The following is a 16699-nucleotide window of genomic DNA, read 5'->3' on the forward strand; positions in this document are numbered from 1 at the left end:
AATGCCTCAAGGGACGCTCCGCGTTCCAATGGGACGCAGAGCGTCCCGGGCTGCATTCCCAAGCAGAGCGGGGGAACGATCAACGCAGCCCGAGCCTTCGTCAGTTGGTACACAAGTTTATAAACGCCGCAAAAATTTATGAACTTCCCCCACCAGTGGGTGTCAAGCCCCGGTCACCGGGGAGTGGGGAAACCCACAGCCTCCTCAAGTCCCTGTAACAACTGGAAATAATTTCTTGGCGCACTAGTTGCAAAACACCATCACCCCTTCCTTGATGAGGCGGCTGGTGATGGACATAACAACGCGTGATCCAAGCAACACCTTCCTGCTGACGCCTTTGAGCGTCTTTCTGATGTTGACCCTCGGCACTATGGCCGGCGTCCGCGCCAGTCCCATCGATGACGAACGACAGCCAGAAACCTCCGACCCGTCGGCGTACTACGACGAACCGGCCGACCGCGCCGGTGCGCTGAATGAGATCCTGACCCTGCCCGAGGCCAACGAAGATTCCTTCGATTTGCCCGACGGCGTCAAAGGCAGCCGCGACTCGACCCGCACGGAAAACATCCTGCCGCCGACCGTGCAGACCAGTTTCAACTACCCCACCAACGGCAAGCCGAGCCCCCTCTATGGCGCGCAACCGTTCACCCAGCAGTTGACCCTGTTCGAAGAGTTCGGCCCGGAAAAACTCGACCCGACCACCCCGGCCGCGCCGCTGCCATTCCCGCCTGCCGCGATTGGCCCGGCACCGGCTCAGGACCCGAACAGCATCGCCCGCAGCGCACCACCCGGCAGCGCCCTCGATGCGTTCCTGCGGCAACCGGGGCTGACACCATTTCCCAGCCAATTCTCTAACGTGGTCGACCGCAACCCGTGGCAGGCGCAGATCGAAGTATTCCTCAACCGGCACATCGGCTCCTCCGCTGAAGGGCGGCCGCCAGGAAAAGGCTGGGCGCACCAGCGCTGGAACGAGTTCTACCCGCAAGTCGCCTACAAAACCGCGCAGACCGGCGCGCGCCTCAATGGTGGCCTGCGTGACAGCGTGCAAATGCACCATTACGCGGTGGGCGAGTTCGGCCCCGGCGGCCTTTACCACAACGTCGCTGGCGTGCCGTTGACTGACGGGACTGCGAAAGGCGTCGATCCGCGTTTCCACCCGAACATGCCGGTGCAAAACCACAACTCGGTGTGGACCTTCGACGGCACGCTGCCGCCGAAACTGTTGATGGTGCGCTACGGCCAACCAGTGATGATGCGTCACTACAACGGCTTGCCGATCGACCCGTCGGCCAACCGTGGTTTCGGTCTGCACACCATCAGCACCCACGAGCACAACGGCCACGCGCCAGCAGAAAGCGATGGCTATGCCAACGCCTTCTTCTTCCCGGGGCAGTTCTACGACTATCGCTGGCCGATCCAGCTCGCCGGTTACGACAGCATCAACACCAAGGCTGAAGACCCGCGCGCCGCGTTCCCGTGCGCACCGGGCGAAACCCTGTGGGTCAACGACATGGCGCCGGCGAAGAAGACCTGTGACAACGGCACCATCAAGATCCGTGGTGACTGGCGCGAAACCATGAGCACCCACTGGTTCCACGACCACATGCTCGATTTCACCGCGCAGAACGTCTACAAGGGCAACGCGGCGATGATGAACTATTACAGCGCGCTGGATCGCGGCAACGAGTCGGTGAACGACGGCGTCAACCTGCGTTTCCCCAGCGGCAGCGCCTTGCCATGGGGCAACCGCGACTACGACGTCAACCTGGTGTTCGCCGACAAGGCCTGGGATCAAGAGGGCCAGTTGTGGTTCAACCCGTTCAACACCGACGGCTTCATCGGCGATCAGGTGATGGTCAACTGGCAGTGGAAACCGGTCCTCGACGTACGCGCACGCAGTTATCGTTTCCGCATCCTCAATGGCTCGGTGTCGCGCTACTTCAAACTGGCGCTGGTGCGCGAAATCAAAGGCAGCGGTGGTGAATTTCAGGGCCCGAAAAACTCCGGCGTGACTTACAGCCGCGTGCCGTTCCACATGATTGCCAACGACGGCAACATCATGGAACACAGCGTGCCATTCGACGGCAGCATGGACCTCGACGCCGATGGCGATAAACAGAACCACAACGCGATCCTGCCGACGCAAGGCATCGCCGAGCGCTTCGACATCATCGTCAACTTCTCGAAAAACGGTATCAAACCCGGCGACAAGCTGTTCTTCCTCAACCTGCAGGCGCAGGACGACGGCAAAGGCCCGAAAGACGTGATCTCGCTGGCTGACGTGCTCTCGGAGAAGTACCTGCCGGTGATCAAGCAGACCAGCAAAGGCCCGCAGTGGGACAAGGGTGATCCGGCGGTGGGCAAGGTCTTGCAGCTAAACGTCAAGGCTTACACCGGTCAGGATCTGGCGATGAACCCGGCAGCCTACGAGCCGGCCAAACCCGGCAAGGCCGAAGGGCTGGTGATGATCCCGCTGAAGCTCCACCGCGACAACGCCGCCGATAAAGCTGTGCTGGCCAAGGCTCGCCACCGCACCTTCACCTTCGGCCGTTCCGACGGCACCGATGAAGCGCCGTGGACGGTCAAGACCGATGGCGGCTTCGGCTTCCACATGGACCCACGTCGCTTGAATGCTTCGACCCAGTTGTCCAGCGGCCCGACCGATGCCGGTATCACCGGGTTCGGCACCCTCGAAGTGTGGAACATCAAGGCCGGCGGCAAGGGCTGGAGCCATCCGGTGCACGTGCACTTCGAGGAAGGGATCATCCTCAGTCGCGGCGGCAAAGCACCCCCAGAGTGGGAAAAGTGGGCGCGCAAAGACGTCTATCGCATCGGCTCGGAAGCGGATGGTCTGGACAGCGTCGAAATGGCGATCAACTTCCGCGAGTTTGCCGGGACCTACATGGAGCACTGTCACAACACTCAGCATGAGGACAACTCGATGCTGCTGCGTTGGGACCTGGAGAAACCCGGGCAACTGCAACTGATGCCAACCCCTCTGCCAAGCTGGGACGGTGTGCGCTACGTCAATTCCGCTGCGCTGCCTACCTTCCGCAACGGTGACGGTATGGGCCCACAAGTGGTGGTCAAGCCATGAACCGCCGCCACGGTGACAGCCAGCCTGTGCATACCCCGCGCTCCCGGGCGCTGGGCATGCACCTGGTGCTGATGCTGGTCGCGTGCGTGCTCGGCAGCCGCGTGCTGCTGGCGCACCAGGCCAGTGTCGGCGAGCCATCAGCGGCGAGCGAATCCGGCACCCCGTGGGGTGGCGACTATTTCCCCAATACCTTGCTGACCGATCAGGACGGTCGGCAGGTGCATTTTTTCGATGACCTGATCAAAGACAAAGTGGTGGTGATCAACTTCATCTTCACCTCGTGCAGCGATTCCTGCCCACTGGAAACCGCACGCCTGCGCCAGGTGCAGAAACTGCTCGGTGATCGGGTCGGCCAGGACATTTTCTTCTACTCGATCAGCATCGACCCGCTCAGCGACACGCCCGAAGTGCTCAAGGCTTATTCGCAACGCTTCAAGGTCGGCCCCGGCTGGAAGTTTCTCACCGGCGAATTCGAGGACGTCACTGACCTGCGCAAGAAACTCGGGTTGTTCATCGAAGGCGTCGACAACGGTCGCAGCAAGGACCACAACCTCAGCCTGATCGTCGGCAACCAGACCACCGGGCGCTGGATGAAGGCTTCGCCGTTCGAGAACCCGTGGATTCTCGCCGACCAACTGGCCAACACTTTGCAGAACTGGAAGCAGCCGAGCATTGAAGAAAGCTACGCCAACGCCCCGGACATTCGCCCTCCGAGTAACGGCGAAGAACTGTTCCGCACCCGCTGCGCTTCGTGCCACAGCCTCGGCCCAATGGATGGGCAGGGCATTGGCATGCGCAGCATTGGTCCGGACTTGATTGGCGTGACCCGCAACCGCGATCCCAAGTGGCTGAATCGCTGGATCCGCGAACCGGATCGCCTGCTCGCGGAAAAAGACCCGATTGCCCTGCAACTGTACGAACAATTCGAGCGAATCCCGATGCCCAACCTGCGCCTCGACGAGCTATCAGCGCAGTCGATCATCGACTTCCTCAGCGCTGAAACCGAGCGTCAGCAACCGTCCGCCAATGCCGTGGCCGACGGTGCATTGACGCCAGTAAAACCGGGCGATCCAGCCGCGACGGTGAGTCAGACGCGGTAGCGGCGAAATAGCATCATTGAACCGTGTGTCGTGGTCAGAGCCACCTACACTGATGGCTGTAACTGGCCCGATACAAAAACTCCAGGGCACTCCCATGCAGCGACTGGAAGCACAAAAAACATCTGCGCCGGACACACCGGCGGCAATGGGCAAGAGTTGGCGCGAACAGTTCAATCTGCTGCGCTGGTTCTCGCTGGCGAGTTTTTTCATCATTGCCGCCGTGGCGGTGGGCCTTGGCTATATCTCCACGCGCTTCGTGGTCACCGAAAGCGTTGAGCGCGATGCGTTGCTGACCGCGCAATTTGTTCAGGCTATCGGCGCGGCGGAAATACGCCACGCCGGCATCACCCCGGCGCGGACCATGGGCGAAATGCTCGACCCGCGCCAGGACAACAACTTTCCCGACGTCGATCCGGGCGCCCATGCGGCGGCCCGCGCCGAGTTCCTCGACCATGTCGAACACCTGCCCGACGTTCTCCTGGCCACGGTGTATGCGCTGGATCGCACGGTGATCTGGTCGACCAATCCAGAACTGATCGGCGTCAAATTCGAGGATGACGACGAACTCGACGAGTCGTTCGAGATGAAAGTGCCAGTGTCCTCCAGCTACCACAAAATCGACGATGAGAAACCCGAGCAGCAATTGCTGCGCGAACCGAAATACCTGTTCATCGAGAACTACATCCCGATGTTCAACGCCGAAAAAAACAAAGTCGTCGCCATGGTCGAGATCTACAAGGAGCCGGCGGATCTGGTTGACCGCATCGACCGTGGGTTTGCCTCGATCTGGGCCGCCACGTGTTTCGGCGGTGCGGCGATTTTTCTGGCGTTGTTCTGGATCGTCCGCCGTGCGGCGAAACTGCTGCAGAGCCAGCAGCAACAGTTGATCAGCAACGAAACCTTTGTCGCCCTCGGCGAGATGTCCTCGGCGGTGGCGCACAGCCTGCGCAATCCACTGGCAACCATTCGCTCCAGCGCCGAACTGGCCCAGGAAGTGGCCAGCCCCGGCGCGCAGCGCAATATTGGCGACATCATCAGTCAGGTCGATCGTATGTCGCGCTGGGTGCGCGAACTGCTGGTGTCGCTGCGGCCGATGAATGATGACGGCGAGGCGGTGGATCTGCTGATGGCGGTCGAAGACACCTTTGGTGCCTTCGACGCGTTGATCAAACGCTGCAATGTCGAAGTGCGCTTCACCCCGCAAAACTGCGCGCCGGTCGTCAGTCAAAAGGTGCTGCTCACGCAAATACTCAATAGCCTGTTTGCCAACGCCCTGGAAGCCATGCCCAAGGGCGGTGTGCTCACCGTCGAGTTCGAATCGCCGCAACCTGACCGCGTGCGCCTGACCGTGAGCGACACCGGCAGAGGCATGAGCGCGCAGCAGCAACTGTTGGTGTTCAAACCGTTTTTCACCACCAAACAGGGCGGCCTCGGGGTTGGTCTGGCGTTGGTCAAAAGAATCATGGAGCGTTTTGAAGGTTCGGTCGTGCTGACCAGCCGCGAGCAGGAAGGAACCCGCGTCAGTCTCAACTTCAAAGTGGCATCGGGAGGGGAATATGGAACACAGCATTCTGCTGGTCGAGGATGACGAACTGCTGGCCGAGAATATTCAGACCTACCTGGAGCGCAAGGACTTCGAGGTGACGGTCTGCCATTCGGCGGAAGACGCGCTGGAGCAGTTGGGCAGCTTCATGCCTGACATCGTGCTGACCGATAACTCGCTGCCGGGCATGAGCGGTCACGACCTGATCCAGAAGCTGCGCATCAGCGCGCCGGATCTGAAAGTGATCATGATGACCGGTTACGGCAACGTTGAAGACGCGGTAGTGGCGATGAAGGAGGGCGCGTTTCATTACGTCACCAAACCGGTCGCGTTGCAGGAACTCAAACTGCTGCTCGACAAGGCCTTGGCCACCGAACGGATGGAGCGCACGCTGTCGTTCTATCAGGAGCGCGAGGCGCAGAAATCCGGTGTGCAGGCGTTGATCGGCGACTCGGCACCGATGCAGTATCTGAAAAACACCATCGGCCAGTTGCTCGACGCCGAGCGACGCATGGCCAACACCGATCTGCCGCCAGTTTTGGTCGAAGGCGAGACCGGCACCGGCAAGGAGCTGGTGGCTCGTGCGCTGCACTTCGACGGCCCGCGCAGCAAAGGCCCGTTCATTGAATTCAACTGTGCGTCGATCCCGTCGAATCTGGTCGAGTCGGAGCTGTTCGGGCATGAGAAGGGTGCGTTCACCGACGCCAAGGATCGCCGGGTCGGGTTAGTGGAAGCGGCGGACGGCGGCACGCTGTTTCTCGATGAGATTGGTGAGATGGACCTGCTGTTGCAGGCGAAGATTTTGAAGTTGCTGGAGGATCGCACCATTCGCCGGGTCGGTTCGGTGAAGGAGCGCAAGGTCAATCTGCGGGTGATCAGTGCGACCAACTGCAACCTTGAACAAATGGTCCAGCAGGGCAAATTCCGTCGCGATCTGTTTTTCCGCTTGCGGATCATTTCGATAAAGGTGCCGCGGTTGTATGCCCGGGGAGAAGATATTTTGTTGCTGGCGCGGCACTTCCTCGCCAGTCACGGCAAACGCTATGGCAAACCGAATCTGCATTTCAGCCAGCAGGCCGAAGAATTGCTGCTCAGTTACACCTGGCCGGGCAACGTGCGCGAATTGCGTAATATGCTCGAGCAGACCGTGCTGCTGGCGCCGAGCGACACGATAGCTGCGCATCAGTTGAATGTGTGCATGAGCCTGGTCGACGAGCCGCCGCTGCATATTCATGAAGCCCCGATGCACTACGAACCGCGCCCGGCGAGCAACACCGAGTCGATGAACCTGCCGGAAGTCGAACGCGACATGGTGCGCAAGATGCTCGACAAGACCGACTGGAACGTCACCAAATCCGCGCGCCTGCTGGGCCTGAGCCGCGACATGCTGCGCTACCGCATCGAAAAACTCGGCCTGGCCCGGCCGGATAAACGGCAGTGGTAACCCCACCGCAAATCCCCTGTAGGAGTGAGCCTGCTCGCGATAGCGGTGTGTCAGTCGACCTTTTTATTGCTGACACACCGCTATCGCGAGCAGGCTCACTCCTACAAGGGATCGGTGTTGCCGCAGATGTTGTGGGCAACCCGGATCAATGCTGCTGCCGACTCAAACACTCCAGCAAACAACCCGGATCGAGCACCTCGTCATTCACATAAATCCCGCGCTCGGCATCGTACGTGCGGATAAACACCCGTACCGTCGCATCCGCCACGGTCGGCAACTGCGAATCGTAGAATTCATGGTCACCCGGAATCACCACAAAATCCTGCGGCGCCGTATCGTCGTAAGGCTTGGGCGGCGTGGAACTCAGTGAATACGGAGCAGGGTGGGCGAAGGGCTGGTTGGGCCCGTAATAATTGAAATTGCTGTCCAGCGCTTGCGCCTGTGTGGCAGCGAGCAGACAGCCGGTCAACAACAGCCGAGCGAGCATATGCATGGCGGCACCTGCGAGTGCGGTTTTCCCCAAGGCTATTAACTATAGCTGCCCACGCCCCCAACGCTCGATCCATATCGGATCCCTGTAGGAGCTGCCGAAGGCTGCGATCTTTTGATCTTGACCTTTAAAAACAAGATCAAAAGATCGCAGCCTGCGGCAGCTCCTACACGAATTGGCTTACAAGTTTGCAACAACCGCAATTGAAGAGCTGATCTAGACTCGGATCCGCTCAATCACGAGCATCGTCCGGAGTGCGCCATGGAAGTGCCCAACAATAAAATCGCCATCGAGAGCAATCGACAGGCGTGGAACGATTCCGCCCGTCATCACCAGGATTCGCCTGACTGGCAGGCTTTGCTCAGTGAGGTTGGACAGGTGGATTTCTCCTGCCTCGATGAGACTCTGAGTGGGTTGCTGGAGGTCGACGGCAAAGATGTGATTCAACTGGGCTGCAACAACGGCCGTGAGAGTCTGTCGTTGTTTGCCCTCGGTGCACGCAGCGTGGTCGGTGTCGACCAGTCGGCGGCGTTTCTCGAACAGGCGCGTGAGCTGAACAAGCGTTCACCGCACAACGCCGAGTTCATCGAAAGCGATATCCATCACCTGCCAGCGTCTTTGCAGAACCGTTTTGACGTGGCACTGATCACCATTGGTGTTTTGAACTGGATGCCGGACATCGGTGAGTTTTTCCGCCATGTCGCTTCAACGCTGAAACCGGGCGGGAAACTGGTGATCTACGAAACCCATCCGTTTCTGGAAATGGTCGACCCGGATGCGGAAGATCCTTATCGCCTCGCCAGTTCCTACTTTCGCGCCGAGCCATTTGTGCAGGAAGAGCCGATTGTCTACATCGGCAAGGTCGAGCAGCAGTCGGCGAAGTCGTATTGGTTTGTGCATAACCTTGGCGCCATCTTCAGCGCTGCCATTGCAGCGGGGCTGAATATTGCGCACTTCAAGGAGTATGCGCATTCGAATCGGGAAGAGCTGTATGACCGGTATTTGAATCGAGAGGCGCAGATGCCGATGTGTTTCACCCTTGTCGCCATCAAAACCTGAATGCTTCAGTGAGTCGACTGCTCCCACATTGGCTCTGCGTCATACACAACCCCCTGTAGGAGCTGCCGAAGGCTGCGATCTTTTGACTTTGAAGATCAAAAGATCGCAGCCTTCGGCAGCTCCTACAATGGTATTCGGCACGCAGCAGATCCCCTGTGGGAGCGAGCTTGCTCGCGAAGGCGGCATCAAAACCCCTGCAAGTTCCGAAAGAGAATCAAGCCTGCGCCGCCGCACTCACCACCGGCCGACCTGGTTTGCGCAGCGGTTCCAGCCGCGAACCCTCATACCGAGTCTCCCGGAAAAACTTCCACCGACCAAACAGGCAATACACATGCATCACGCGCCCCTGCTCGTGATAGCCCATGCGGATATGCAGCTTCAGCGCCGGAATATTGTGTGTCTCGCAAACGTCTACCACTTTGTTGCAACCCTGCGCCGCCATGGCCTCCCACAGCGCCACCTGCACGTCCACCGACAGGCTGCTGCCGAAATACGCACGGGTCATCTCGCCGCCAAACTCAAAGAACTCACCCGGCTTCACCGGGAAGGTGCAGCCGTAATAGTGGCGGTCGTGATAATCACGAATGCTGCCCCAGATAAACGCGACGGCGTGGCCGTCGGCATCGAGGTACATATGCCCGGTGTGGCCCTCGGTCGCCAGCTCCGCCATGGTCTCCACGCGATCACCGAAATGTTTGCTGAACGCGATGGCGTTCTCCGGCGTGATATCGACTTTGCGCAGGCCATCGTAAGGACGCAGCTTGTGCGGCGGCACCGGGCTGACCAGGTCACGCTCCATCCACAACAGTTCCCAATGGAAGAACACGTAGCGTTTCCACAACGTGCTGAAGGTGCGGCCAAGGCCTTTTTGCCGGATGCGTTCTTGTAGTTTTTCGATGATGCTCATGCTGCCCTCCGTGGCCGTAGCCCGGGTGTTGTGGATGGTGCTTTTGTGGGTATAGATCACCCTTGCCAATTCATTTCAAAGTGCCATCTTCGAAAGTATTGCAAGGTATGTAACTCAATCGAGTGCTGTAGCGCCGCGTAGAAAATCCTTGTTCAGATCGCTGTAGGAAACCCTTGGGATGCCCGCCAGCCGCTGCTCTAGCACGCGGCTCAGGGATTCCTCCGGGTTGAGATAGGCGTCACCAAAATCGGTGCCGAGTTGCGTTGGGTGGGCGACGATTTCCAGCACGCCGTCGGTCGGCGCGCTGTCGTTGCGCAGGTCGATCGGCGTGCACACATAGTCCGCGGTGACACCGGCCAGACTCTGTAAACGCCAATTGAGCAAACCCTTGAACACGCGTTTGGGCAAACTGAGGTTTTGCCCCAGATTGCGCGCAAGCCGAATCGGCACGCCTTGCTGCGCGGCAAACCGCGCGACGATTTCGCCGATCGGCCAGATGTTGTGCACGTGCTGATGCGAATCGATGTGGCTGGGACGCAGGCCGTGATCGACGCACCGCTGCCACTGTGCCTGCAACTCTTCGCGCACCGCTTCACGATCCTCGCGCGCCAGCGAAAAACTGTGGCGGGGCAGGCTGAGGTCGAACACACCGAAGTCATCGCAAAACGTTCGTCGAGTCAGAATCGCCTGGCTCAGCGGTCGTCCGTAAGTCAGGTTGAAGTGCAGACCGACCCGGCCTTGCAAGGTCGGATGCCGGGCCATGGCACACGCCGCTTCGAACGCCGGCATGTTGGCCATCGCTGTTGCAGAACTGATGACCCCGGCCTGAAACGCGGCGAAGATCACCGCGTTTTCGTTCGGGCTGAGGCCGAAATCGTCAGCGTTGACTATGACTTGGCGAGGCATGTTCGCCCTCCGTGGTGATCGCGACAGGTTTCAGTGCGGGTTTGGCGGGCTCGGCGCGGCGTGCCCGCCAGGCTTGCAAGCGTGGTTTGAGTCGATGCCACAGGCGCAAGCCCAGGCCGAGCACCAGACCACTCGGGCGCCAGGAATAAAAACTCCAGCGCCAGTGCTCCAGTTGTCCGGTCATGCGTTCGTGCAGTTGATGGCTGGAGTTTTCCAGACTGACCCGCGAGGCATCGATCCAGCGCCAGTTGTCGTCCAGGCCCCAGCGAATCCATTCCTCCAGCAACACCCGGCCGCTGCCCAGATCGGCGTATTGCGGCAGGAATGCGAGGTTGTAATCGTAGAGTCGTCCTTGCTCCAGCAGGCCGAGGCGATAGCTGATGCAGCGGCCGTTCAGTTCCAGCGTCACCACGCGCACCAGGCCTTGGCCGGCGAGGGCAGTGAAGGCGCGTTCGATCAACTGGCGGCTGCGTTCGCCGGCGAAAATCCCCACACCTTCATCACCTTTCCAGCTCACCGCTTCGACTTCGCTGATGACCTGCAACAGCGGGCCCATGCTGAGCGCATCGGGAATGATCCGGCGTACTTCGGCACCACAGGCGGCGATGCGCTTGCGCGCTCGGCGCAGCTTGTAACGCGGATCGCCGGAGACTTCCTGATGATCGGCTTCACTGATCAGATGCACCGGCACCCGACAGCTCAACCGCCGTTCCCCGGTGGAGCTGTGCATCATCCATTCGGTCAGCGCACTTTCCTCGCCGGCGGGCTCGGACAATTCATTGAGTTGCAGCAGTGCGTGGGGCACACGCTGGCGAATCAACCGCAAGGCCTCACGCATGTCTTCGCTGCCGAGCAAAGACAACAGTGCCAAGCGATCGGCCAGCGGATAACCCAAGTGATGCAACACCCGAAAGGGCACGCCGGCAAAGCGCTCGCGACTCGCCACCAATGGCAGACACAGACGCAATTCGTCGGTTTCCCAAGCCAGCAGGATGTGCAAACGCTCACCCTCGCCAAGGGCCTGCTCGGCCGCGCACAACCAGCCAAGGTTGTTGAACGGCGTGTGATCCGTCACCCGCAGGCGCAGCGCTTCATATGTCGCTGCCGGGAAATCGGCGGCGCACAGCGAAGTGCGCCATTCAAATCGCGTCACCATAGGCTCAGGCCGCCGTGGCTGTTACGGGTGGACGGGAAGGTTTGCGCAACGCATCCAGACGCGAGCCGCTGTAGCGGGTTTCGCGGTAGAAGCGCCAGCGACCAAACAAGGTGTACACATTCATGATGCGGTTTTGCTCGGTGTAGCCCATGCGCAAATGCAGCTTGAGCGCCGGGATATTGTGGAACTCGCAGACGTCGACCACCTTGTCGCAGCCTTGTGCGGCCATGGCTTTCCACAGTTCCAGTTGCAGGTCCACCGACAGCTCGCTGCCCCAGTAGGCGCGGGTCAGCTCACCGCCGAATTCGAAGAATTCGCCGGGTTTCACCGGGAACAGGCAGCCGTAATAGTGCCGGTCGAAATAGTCGCGAGAACTGCCCCAGATAAACGCCACGGCGTCGCCCAGATCGTCCAGGTGCATATGCCCGGTGTGACCTTCGTTGGCCAGTTCGGCCATGGTGCCGACGCGGTCGCCGAAGTAGCGCGCGAAGGCGCTGGCGTTGTCCGCCGTGATCTTTACCACCCGCAATGGCGGGTAGGGTTTGAGGTTGTGCGGCGGCACCGGGCTGACCAGGTCGCGCTCCATCCACAGCAGTTCCTGATGGGAAAAGATGTAGTGCTTCCATGCCTTCTTGACGGTGGCAGTGAGTCCTTTCTGCCGCAGGTTTTCAGTCAGTTTGCTCAGCATGTTCATGGTCTTGGCTCCTGATGACGAGGCATCGCGCGGCCACAGGCCTGCGCGGCTGAACATCAACGGACGGTTCACGAAGTGCTCCAGCTAAGGGAGAAGAGGGTCTGCCCCGGAAGCTCGAAACGCACACGCCCGTCCTGGCAGGCAAATGGCGCGTCGCGGCTGCGGTTGTCGGCGCCGAAGTAGCGCAGGGCGCCGTTGTTCAGCGGGCACTTGGCGCCGCTCAAATCCACCCGTTGCAGGCGTGTGCCTTTGTTCACCCCGAGCAAGCCGCGCTGATCGTCGCCGGCCATCGCCAGCACATCGACTTCAAAGGCATCGTTCTCGAGCCACAGCACCTGATGCAGCCAGTGCCGGGCAATGAACTGCTGGGCCAGCCCCACCGGTTTCAACTCGAAACGTTGCTCATCCGCCGAAACACGCAACATGCCCTTGGGATACTGCGGCTCATCGGCCGCCTGGAACCAGTTGAGCATGCTCAGCAAACCGTCCTGCGAGGCGTTGATCACCACCGACGCCCACCACAGCGAAGCGTAGTGGGTTTCCTGATCGTAAGGGCTGAGGCTGGAGCCGCTGGACAGGTTGGTCTGGTCGAGCAGCAAGGCCTTGCGCGGCTGACCTTTGCCGTCGAGGCCGACCAGCTCAGCGGCGCGGCGCACACTGTCGCGATAGACGCGGGTGGCGAGCAGGTCGCGGATCATCCATTCGTGCCACGCCAGCGCATCGACCTGATCGCCGGATTCGCTGAGCAAACGCCGCGCCCAATCGATGCCGCGTTTGTCCGCTGCGTTATTGGCAAATGGCCCGTTGACCAGCCGCGAACTGGCCGGCATGGCGATGCGCACCCCAGCCTTGGCATTCGCCGGATCGCTGCGCACCTGCCGGGCCATGCTGGCGAAAATCGCCTGATACTGCGCGTAGCTGGCGTAATTGAGGTTCGGCTCGTCGGCAAAACCGATGTAGTGCGTGCCTTTGCCACCGAGCGCGCGGGTGCCGGCCAGCCACGCATCAAGCCCGCCGTTGCTTTGCACATCGGCGCGCAGATCGGCCTGACGCTGACTGCCGGCCAGCAGGGTGATGTCCTGTTTGATGCCGAAGCGATCCTGATACACCTGACGAAACGCGTCTTCGAAATGCGGATTTTTCGCCGTCACATCAACAAAGCTGTAGTAACTCGCGGCGCTCGGTTTCAGCGCATCCAGCGCGGCATGACTGGTTGGCGGCGGCATCACGTAGGGCATGGCGATGCCCAGATCCGGCGTGCGTCCGAGCACTTTGTCGTGCAAAACCAGTTGCGTCTGACCGTCGTTTTCACGCAGCGGCTTCAGTTGCTGTGGCGTCTGCGCGAAAAGGTTGGCCGTGCCGTCGAGCCAGAACGCCGCTTTGCCGCTGCCTTGCAGACGCAGACGCCAGACCTGCTCGCGTTCACTGACGGGCAAGGCAACCTGATCGAACTGCCAATAGGCACGATAGGGTTTCAATGCCAGCGTCAGTTGCTGATCATCGCCGACCCGCTGGGCCTGCAAGCCGCTGACGCCGCCATGAAACTTGCCGGCCAGCACCGCGTGTTCACCCGGCGCGACCTTGAAATACAACTCGTCGCCATTGCGGGTGTCGACGCTGAAATGCACTTTCGCCGGGGCGAATAACGCGACTGTGCGCTCGTCATGTTCGACGCGATAATTGCGGAAGCTGTAGCCGGGAATTTCCAATCGGTAACTGGCCGCGCCAGGCAACAGTGGCCAGCTCTGGCTGCCACGTACTTCGCTGGCCTTTATGAACCGATCGCCCTGCAGCTTGCCTTGGCCATCGAGCAGATACAGATGCTCTTCATTGGCCTCGGCCTGCCATGCCGGCGTCCAACGCACCGTCACCGTGTCCGGGCGATCCGCTTGCAAATACAGACTGCCGTCGCGAATCTCGCCCCAACGCATGGACGCGGCAAAGGCGTCCAGCGACAGGCCGAGACCGAACAGCAGGGCGAGGGCTTTCATGCGGTTTTCCGCCGTTGCAGCATCAGCCACATCGGCGTGACATCGCGGGGCAGGATGATCAGGGTTTGCCAGAGCGGCACGCCGCTCAGACGGCAGTAAAGCACCAGCATCGCCACGGTCACGGCCAGATAGGCAATCGACGAAGCCGCCGCCGCGCCAACGATCCCGTAAGCGGGAATCATCACCAGGTTCAATGCCAGATTGAGCAGGGCACCGAGGCCCATCAGCAACGACACCGTGCCGGGACGATTCTTGCCCAGCAGATCCAGACGCAGAATGCTCGCGTAGCACAGGCCCAACAGCCCCGGGAGCAAGGCGAGCAGCGCCGGATACGCCGGTTGGTACGCCGCACCAAACAAGGTGACGATCAGCCATTCGCCAATCACCGCCATGGTCAGGCACGCACCGAGCATCACCGTGGCGGTCAGACGCAGTGCCAGCGGCGTGACCTTGTCCATGCCTTCGTCCTGTTGCAGCAGGCGTTTCATCAGTGGTGTGGTCACCGCTTCCGGGACGATCAACAGCAGTTCCGCAGCAGCGCTGGCCATCGCGTAATGACCCAGCGCGGTGCTGCCGAGCAGGGCGCCGATAAACAGATAATCCGAGCGCAGAATCACTTGCTGGAACAGCAGGTCCGGATGACTGCGTGCACTGTAACGCAGCAGTTCCTTCTGGCTGGCGCGGTCCCATTGCAACTGCAACGGTTGCGCACGTTTGAGCCAGACCCAACCGACCAGCACTACCAGACTGATCCCGGCCAGCCAACTGATCAGCGCCGCTTCCAGGGCGGCGCTTTGCCACATCCAGAACAACGCGAGAAACAGCAACAGCGGCGCCAGCGATTCGACCAGACGCAAGGCATTGAACGCGACCACGCCACCCGAGGCGTTGTGCAGCGTCAGCAAACCGCTTTTCAATACCGTCAGCGGCACTGCCAGCAGCAACAGCCAGGCGAGCAAGCCAAGTTGCATCGTTACATCCAGCTCAGTGCCGAATTCACGTACCAGCGCGACCACCAGCAAGGTCAACAACGCCGCGAGTAAACAACCGAACACCAACACTTGACTGAGCAACAAACCCATCGGCCGCTGCTTGGCCGCCTGATAACCGACTGCCGAATTCAGGCCGCCACTGGTGGCGGCGCTGATCAGATCCGGCAGGGTGCTGAGCAGCGCAAACAAGCCGCGCTCACTCGGCCCGAGAATCCGCGCAAGCAATACGTTGCGCAGCAAGCGCAGGGCGATCATCGCCAGTTTGGTGCCCATGCTCAGCGCCAAATGTTTGAGGTAGTTGCCTCGGCTCATGGCCGCGCCCCGCGAAAGATCCGCCACGACAGCAACTCCGGATTGCGCGCGGTGCGCTGGCTGACGCCGAAACGCGGCAGGTTGAGCGGGTCGCCTTCGCCGCGATAGATGCCAGTGCCGGTGCCCAGCGCGAACGGGTAATCGTGATTGGCAATCTGCCCGCGTACGCGCTCGTCGTTGTCGCCATTGGGGTAGCAATACACCGGCAGCGGCCGGTTGCAGCCGTTGTGCAGGGCATCGCGGCTGCGGCTGATTTCTTCGCTCAGGCGCACATCGTCAAGGCCAGTGAGGATCGCGTGACTGGCGCCGTGAGGGCCGAAACGCACCAGTCCGGAAGCCTCCAGCGCGCGCACTTGATGCCAGTCCAGCGCTTGCGGTTGCGACTCCTGCGGACATTCATCGGTCAGGCGTTCAAGCTCCTGCGGGTCAATCGACTTCAGGCCTTGCAGGTAATGCAACAGCGCCAGGCTACGGCGATCGACATCGATGTCATCAAGCAACACCGGCAGCGGATGATGCAGGACTTGCAGGCATTCGATCAGATGCGTCCGCGCCTTTTCACCGTGGCTACCCCACAGGGTTTCGCCAAGGCTCTCCCACCAGAAGCGCTGACGGCTGCCGATGAAATCGGTGGAGAGGAAAATGCTCGCCGGCACCTGATGTTTTTGCAGCAACGGGAAGGCATTGACCGCGTTGTCGCGCCAGCCGTCGTCGAAAGTCAGCGCCACCCGTGGGCGCTCGGTGCGCAACGAATTGGGCTGAAGGATTTCCATCAGCGGTACGCAATCGAAATGTTTGCGCAGCCACACCAGCAAATGCTCGAAGGCTTTCGGCCCCACGCACAGTTCATTACGGTGCGGCAGATCGGCGGCGCGGTCGTTCGACAGCACCCGGTGCAGCATCAGGATCACCCCGGCGCCGTGCAGTTGGTTGCGGCCCATGGACGAGTTGAGATAGAGCCAGCCACTGGTGCGTTTTAGTAATTGTTTGATCGCCATGGCTTCGATC

Annotated in this window: 13 protein-coding genes; 5 read left to right on the plus strand and 8 right to left on the minus strand. The window is 60.6% G+C overall.

All coding sequences use genetic code 11. From position 1 onward, the window contains the following. Positions 1-289: 289 nt before the first annotated feature. From FGA82_RS21455 to FGA82_RS21470, 4 genes are all read left to right on the plus strand, one after another. Entirely contained in the window at positions 290-3097 is a 2808-nt protein-coding gene (locus FGA82_RS21455) for a multicopper oxidase domain-containing protein (protein ID WP_141128646.1), read from the plus strand. After that, positions 3094-4197 carry an SCO family protein gene (locus tag FGA82_RS21460; RefSeq protein WP_141128647.1) on the plus strand — a complete coding sequence of 368 codons (1104 nt, stop codon included), beginning with the start codon at positions 3094-3096 and terminating at the stop codon, positions 4195-4197. The genes FGA82_RS21455 and FGA82_RS21460 overlap by 4 nt, the downstream gene beginning before the upstream one ends. Positions 4198-4291: 94 nt before the next feature. Then, positions 4292-5785, plus strand: coding sequence for a sensor histidine kinase (locus FGA82_RS21465; RefSeq protein ID WP_141128648.1), 1494 nt, complete (start codon positions 4292-4294; stop codon positions 5783-5785). Then, positions 5754-7184: a sigma-54-dependent transcriptional regulator gene (locus FGA82_RS21470; protein WP_141128649.1), complete on the plus strand. Its 1431-nt coding sequence runs from the start codon at positions 5754-5756 to the stop codon at positions 7182-7184. The genes FGA82_RS21465 and FGA82_RS21470 overlap by 32 nt, the downstream gene beginning before the upstream one ends. Positions 7185-7329: 145 nt before the next feature. On the opposite strand, the gene FGA82_RS21480 is transcribed toward FGA82_RS21470, so the two are convergent. Then, a complete protein-coding gene (locus FGA82_RS21480) occupies positions 7330-7677 on the minus strand; it encodes a hypothetical protein (RefSeq protein WP_141128650.1) in 348 nt (115 codons plus the stop codon). Positions 7678-7935: 258 nt separating this feature from the next. Between FGA82_RS21480 and FGA82_RS21485 the strand changes: the two genes are divergently transcribed. Continuing rightward, the gene (locus tag FGA82_RS21485; protein ID WP_141128651.1) at positions 7936-8733 is read left to right on the plus strand and encodes a class I SAM-dependent methyltransferase; all 798 of its coding nucleotides are present in this window, start codon (positions 7936-7938) and stop codon (positions 8731-8733) included. A gap of 214 nt (positions 8734-8947) precedes the next feature. Here the strand turns inward: FGA82_RS21485 and FGA82_RS21490 are convergent, their stop codons facing one another. From FGA82_RS21490 to FGA82_RS21520, 7 genes are all read right to left on the minus strand, one after another. Then, on the minus strand, positions 8948-9640 hold the full coding sequence (locus FGA82_RS21490) for an N-acetyltransferase (protein ID WP_141128652.1): 693 nt from the start codon (positions 9638-9640) through the stop codon (positions 8948-8950). 114 nt (positions 9641-9754) lie between these two features. Then, positions 9755-10546 carry a ChbG/HpnK family deacetylase gene (locus tag FGA82_RS21495; protein WP_141128653.1) on the minus strand — a complete coding sequence of 264 codons (792 nt, stop codon included), beginning with the start codon at positions 10544-10546 and terminating at the stop codon, positions 9755-9757. Next, on the minus strand, positions 10518-11702 hold the full coding sequence (locus FGA82_RS21500) for a GNAT family N-acetyltransferase (protein ID WP_141128654.1): 1185 nt from the start codon (positions 11700-11702) through the stop codon (positions 10518-10520). The genes FGA82_RS21495 and FGA82_RS21500 overlap by 29 nt, the downstream gene beginning before the upstream one ends. A gap of 4 nt (positions 11703-11706) precedes the next feature. Further along, positions 11707-12396: an N-acetyltransferase gene (locus tag FGA82_RS21505; RefSeq protein WP_141128678.1), complete on the minus strand. Its 690-nt coding sequence runs from the start codon at positions 12394-12396 to the stop codon at positions 11707-11709. A gap of 68 nt (positions 12397-12464) precedes the next feature. Beyond that, positions 12465-14387, minus strand: a complete 1923-nt coding sequence (locus FGA82_RS21510; protein WP_141128655.1) for a hypothetical protein — start codon at positions 14385-14387, stop codon at positions 12465-12467. Further along, positions 14384-15691 carry an oligosaccharide flippase family protein gene (locus FGA82_RS21515; protein ID WP_141128656.1) on the minus strand — a complete coding sequence of 436 codons (1308 nt, stop codon included), beginning with the start codon at positions 15689-15691 and terminating at the stop codon, positions 14384-14386. The genes FGA82_RS21510 and FGA82_RS21515 overlap by 4 nt, the downstream gene beginning before the upstream one ends. Beyond that, positions 15688-16689 carry a polysaccharide deacetylase family protein gene (locus FGA82_RS21520; RefSeq protein WP_141128657.1) on the minus strand — a complete coding sequence of 334 codons (1002 nt, stop codon included), beginning with the start codon at positions 16687-16689 and terminating at the stop codon, positions 15688-15690. The genes FGA82_RS21515 and FGA82_RS21520 overlap by 4 nt, the downstream gene beginning before the upstream one ends. Positions 16690-16699: the final 10 nt, after the last annotated feature.

Source organism: Pseudomonas fluorescens (assembly GCF_005938625.1).
GTDB lineage: Bacteria > Pseudomonadota > Gammaproteobacteria > Pseudomonadales > Pseudomonadaceae > Aquipseudomonas > Aquipseudomonas fluorescens_BD.

Excerpts from the sequence above, each read along its gene's own strand:
- FGA82_RS21520 (WP_141128657.1), bottom strand. The coding sequence starts at position 16,689 with ATGGCGATCAAACAATTACTAAAACGCACCAGTGGCTGGCTCTATCTC.
- FGA82_RS21510 (WP_141128655.1), bottom strand. The coding sequence starts at position 14,387 with ATGAAAGCCCTCGCCCTGCTGTTCGGTCTCGGCCTGTCGCTGGACGCC.
- FGA82_RS21455 (WP_141128646.1), top strand. The coding sequence starts at position 290 with ATGGACATAACAACGCGTGATCCAAGCAACACCTTCCTGCTGACGCCT.
- FGA82_RS21490 (WP_141128652.1), bottom strand. The coding sequence starts at position 9,640 with ATGAGCATCATCGAAAAACTACAAGAACGCATCCGGCAAAAAGGCCTT.
- FGA82_RS21505 (WP_141128678.1), bottom strand. The coding sequence starts at position 12,396 with ATGAACATGCTGAGCAAACTGACTGAAAACCTGCGGCAGAAAGGACTC.
- FGA82_RS21495 (WP_141128653.1), bottom strand. The coding sequence starts at position 10,546 with ATGCCTCGCCAAGTCATAGTCAACGCTGACGATTTCGGCCTCAGCCCG.
- FGA82_RS21465 (WP_141128648.1), top strand. The coding sequence starts at position 4,292 with ATGCAGCGACTGGAAGCACAAAAAACATCTGCGCCGGACACACCGGCG.
- FGA82_RS21515 (WP_141128656.1), bottom strand. The coding sequence starts at position 15,691 with ATGAGCCGAGGCAACTACCTCAAACATTTGGCGCTGAGCATGGGCACC.
- FGA82_RS21485 (WP_141128651.1), top strand. The coding sequence starts at position 7,936 with ATGGAAGTGCCCAACAATAAAATCGCCATCGAGAGCAATCGACAGGCG.
- FGA82_RS21470 (WP_141128649.1), top strand. The coding sequence starts at position 5,754 with ATGGAACACAGCATTCTGCTGGTCGAGGATGACGAACTGCTGGCCGAG.
- FGA82_RS21460 (WP_141128647.1), top strand. The coding sequence starts at position 3,094 with ATGAACCGCCGCCACGGTGACAGCCAGCCTGTGCATACCCCGCGCTCC.
- FGA82_RS21500 (WP_141128654.1), bottom strand. The coding sequence starts at position 11,702 with ATGGTGACGCGATTTGAATGGCGCACTTCGCTGTGCGCCGCCGATTTC.
- FGA82_RS21480 (WP_141128650.1), bottom strand. The coding sequence starts at position 7,677 with ATGCATATGCTCGCTCGGCTGTTGTTGACCGGCTGTCTGCTCGCTGCC.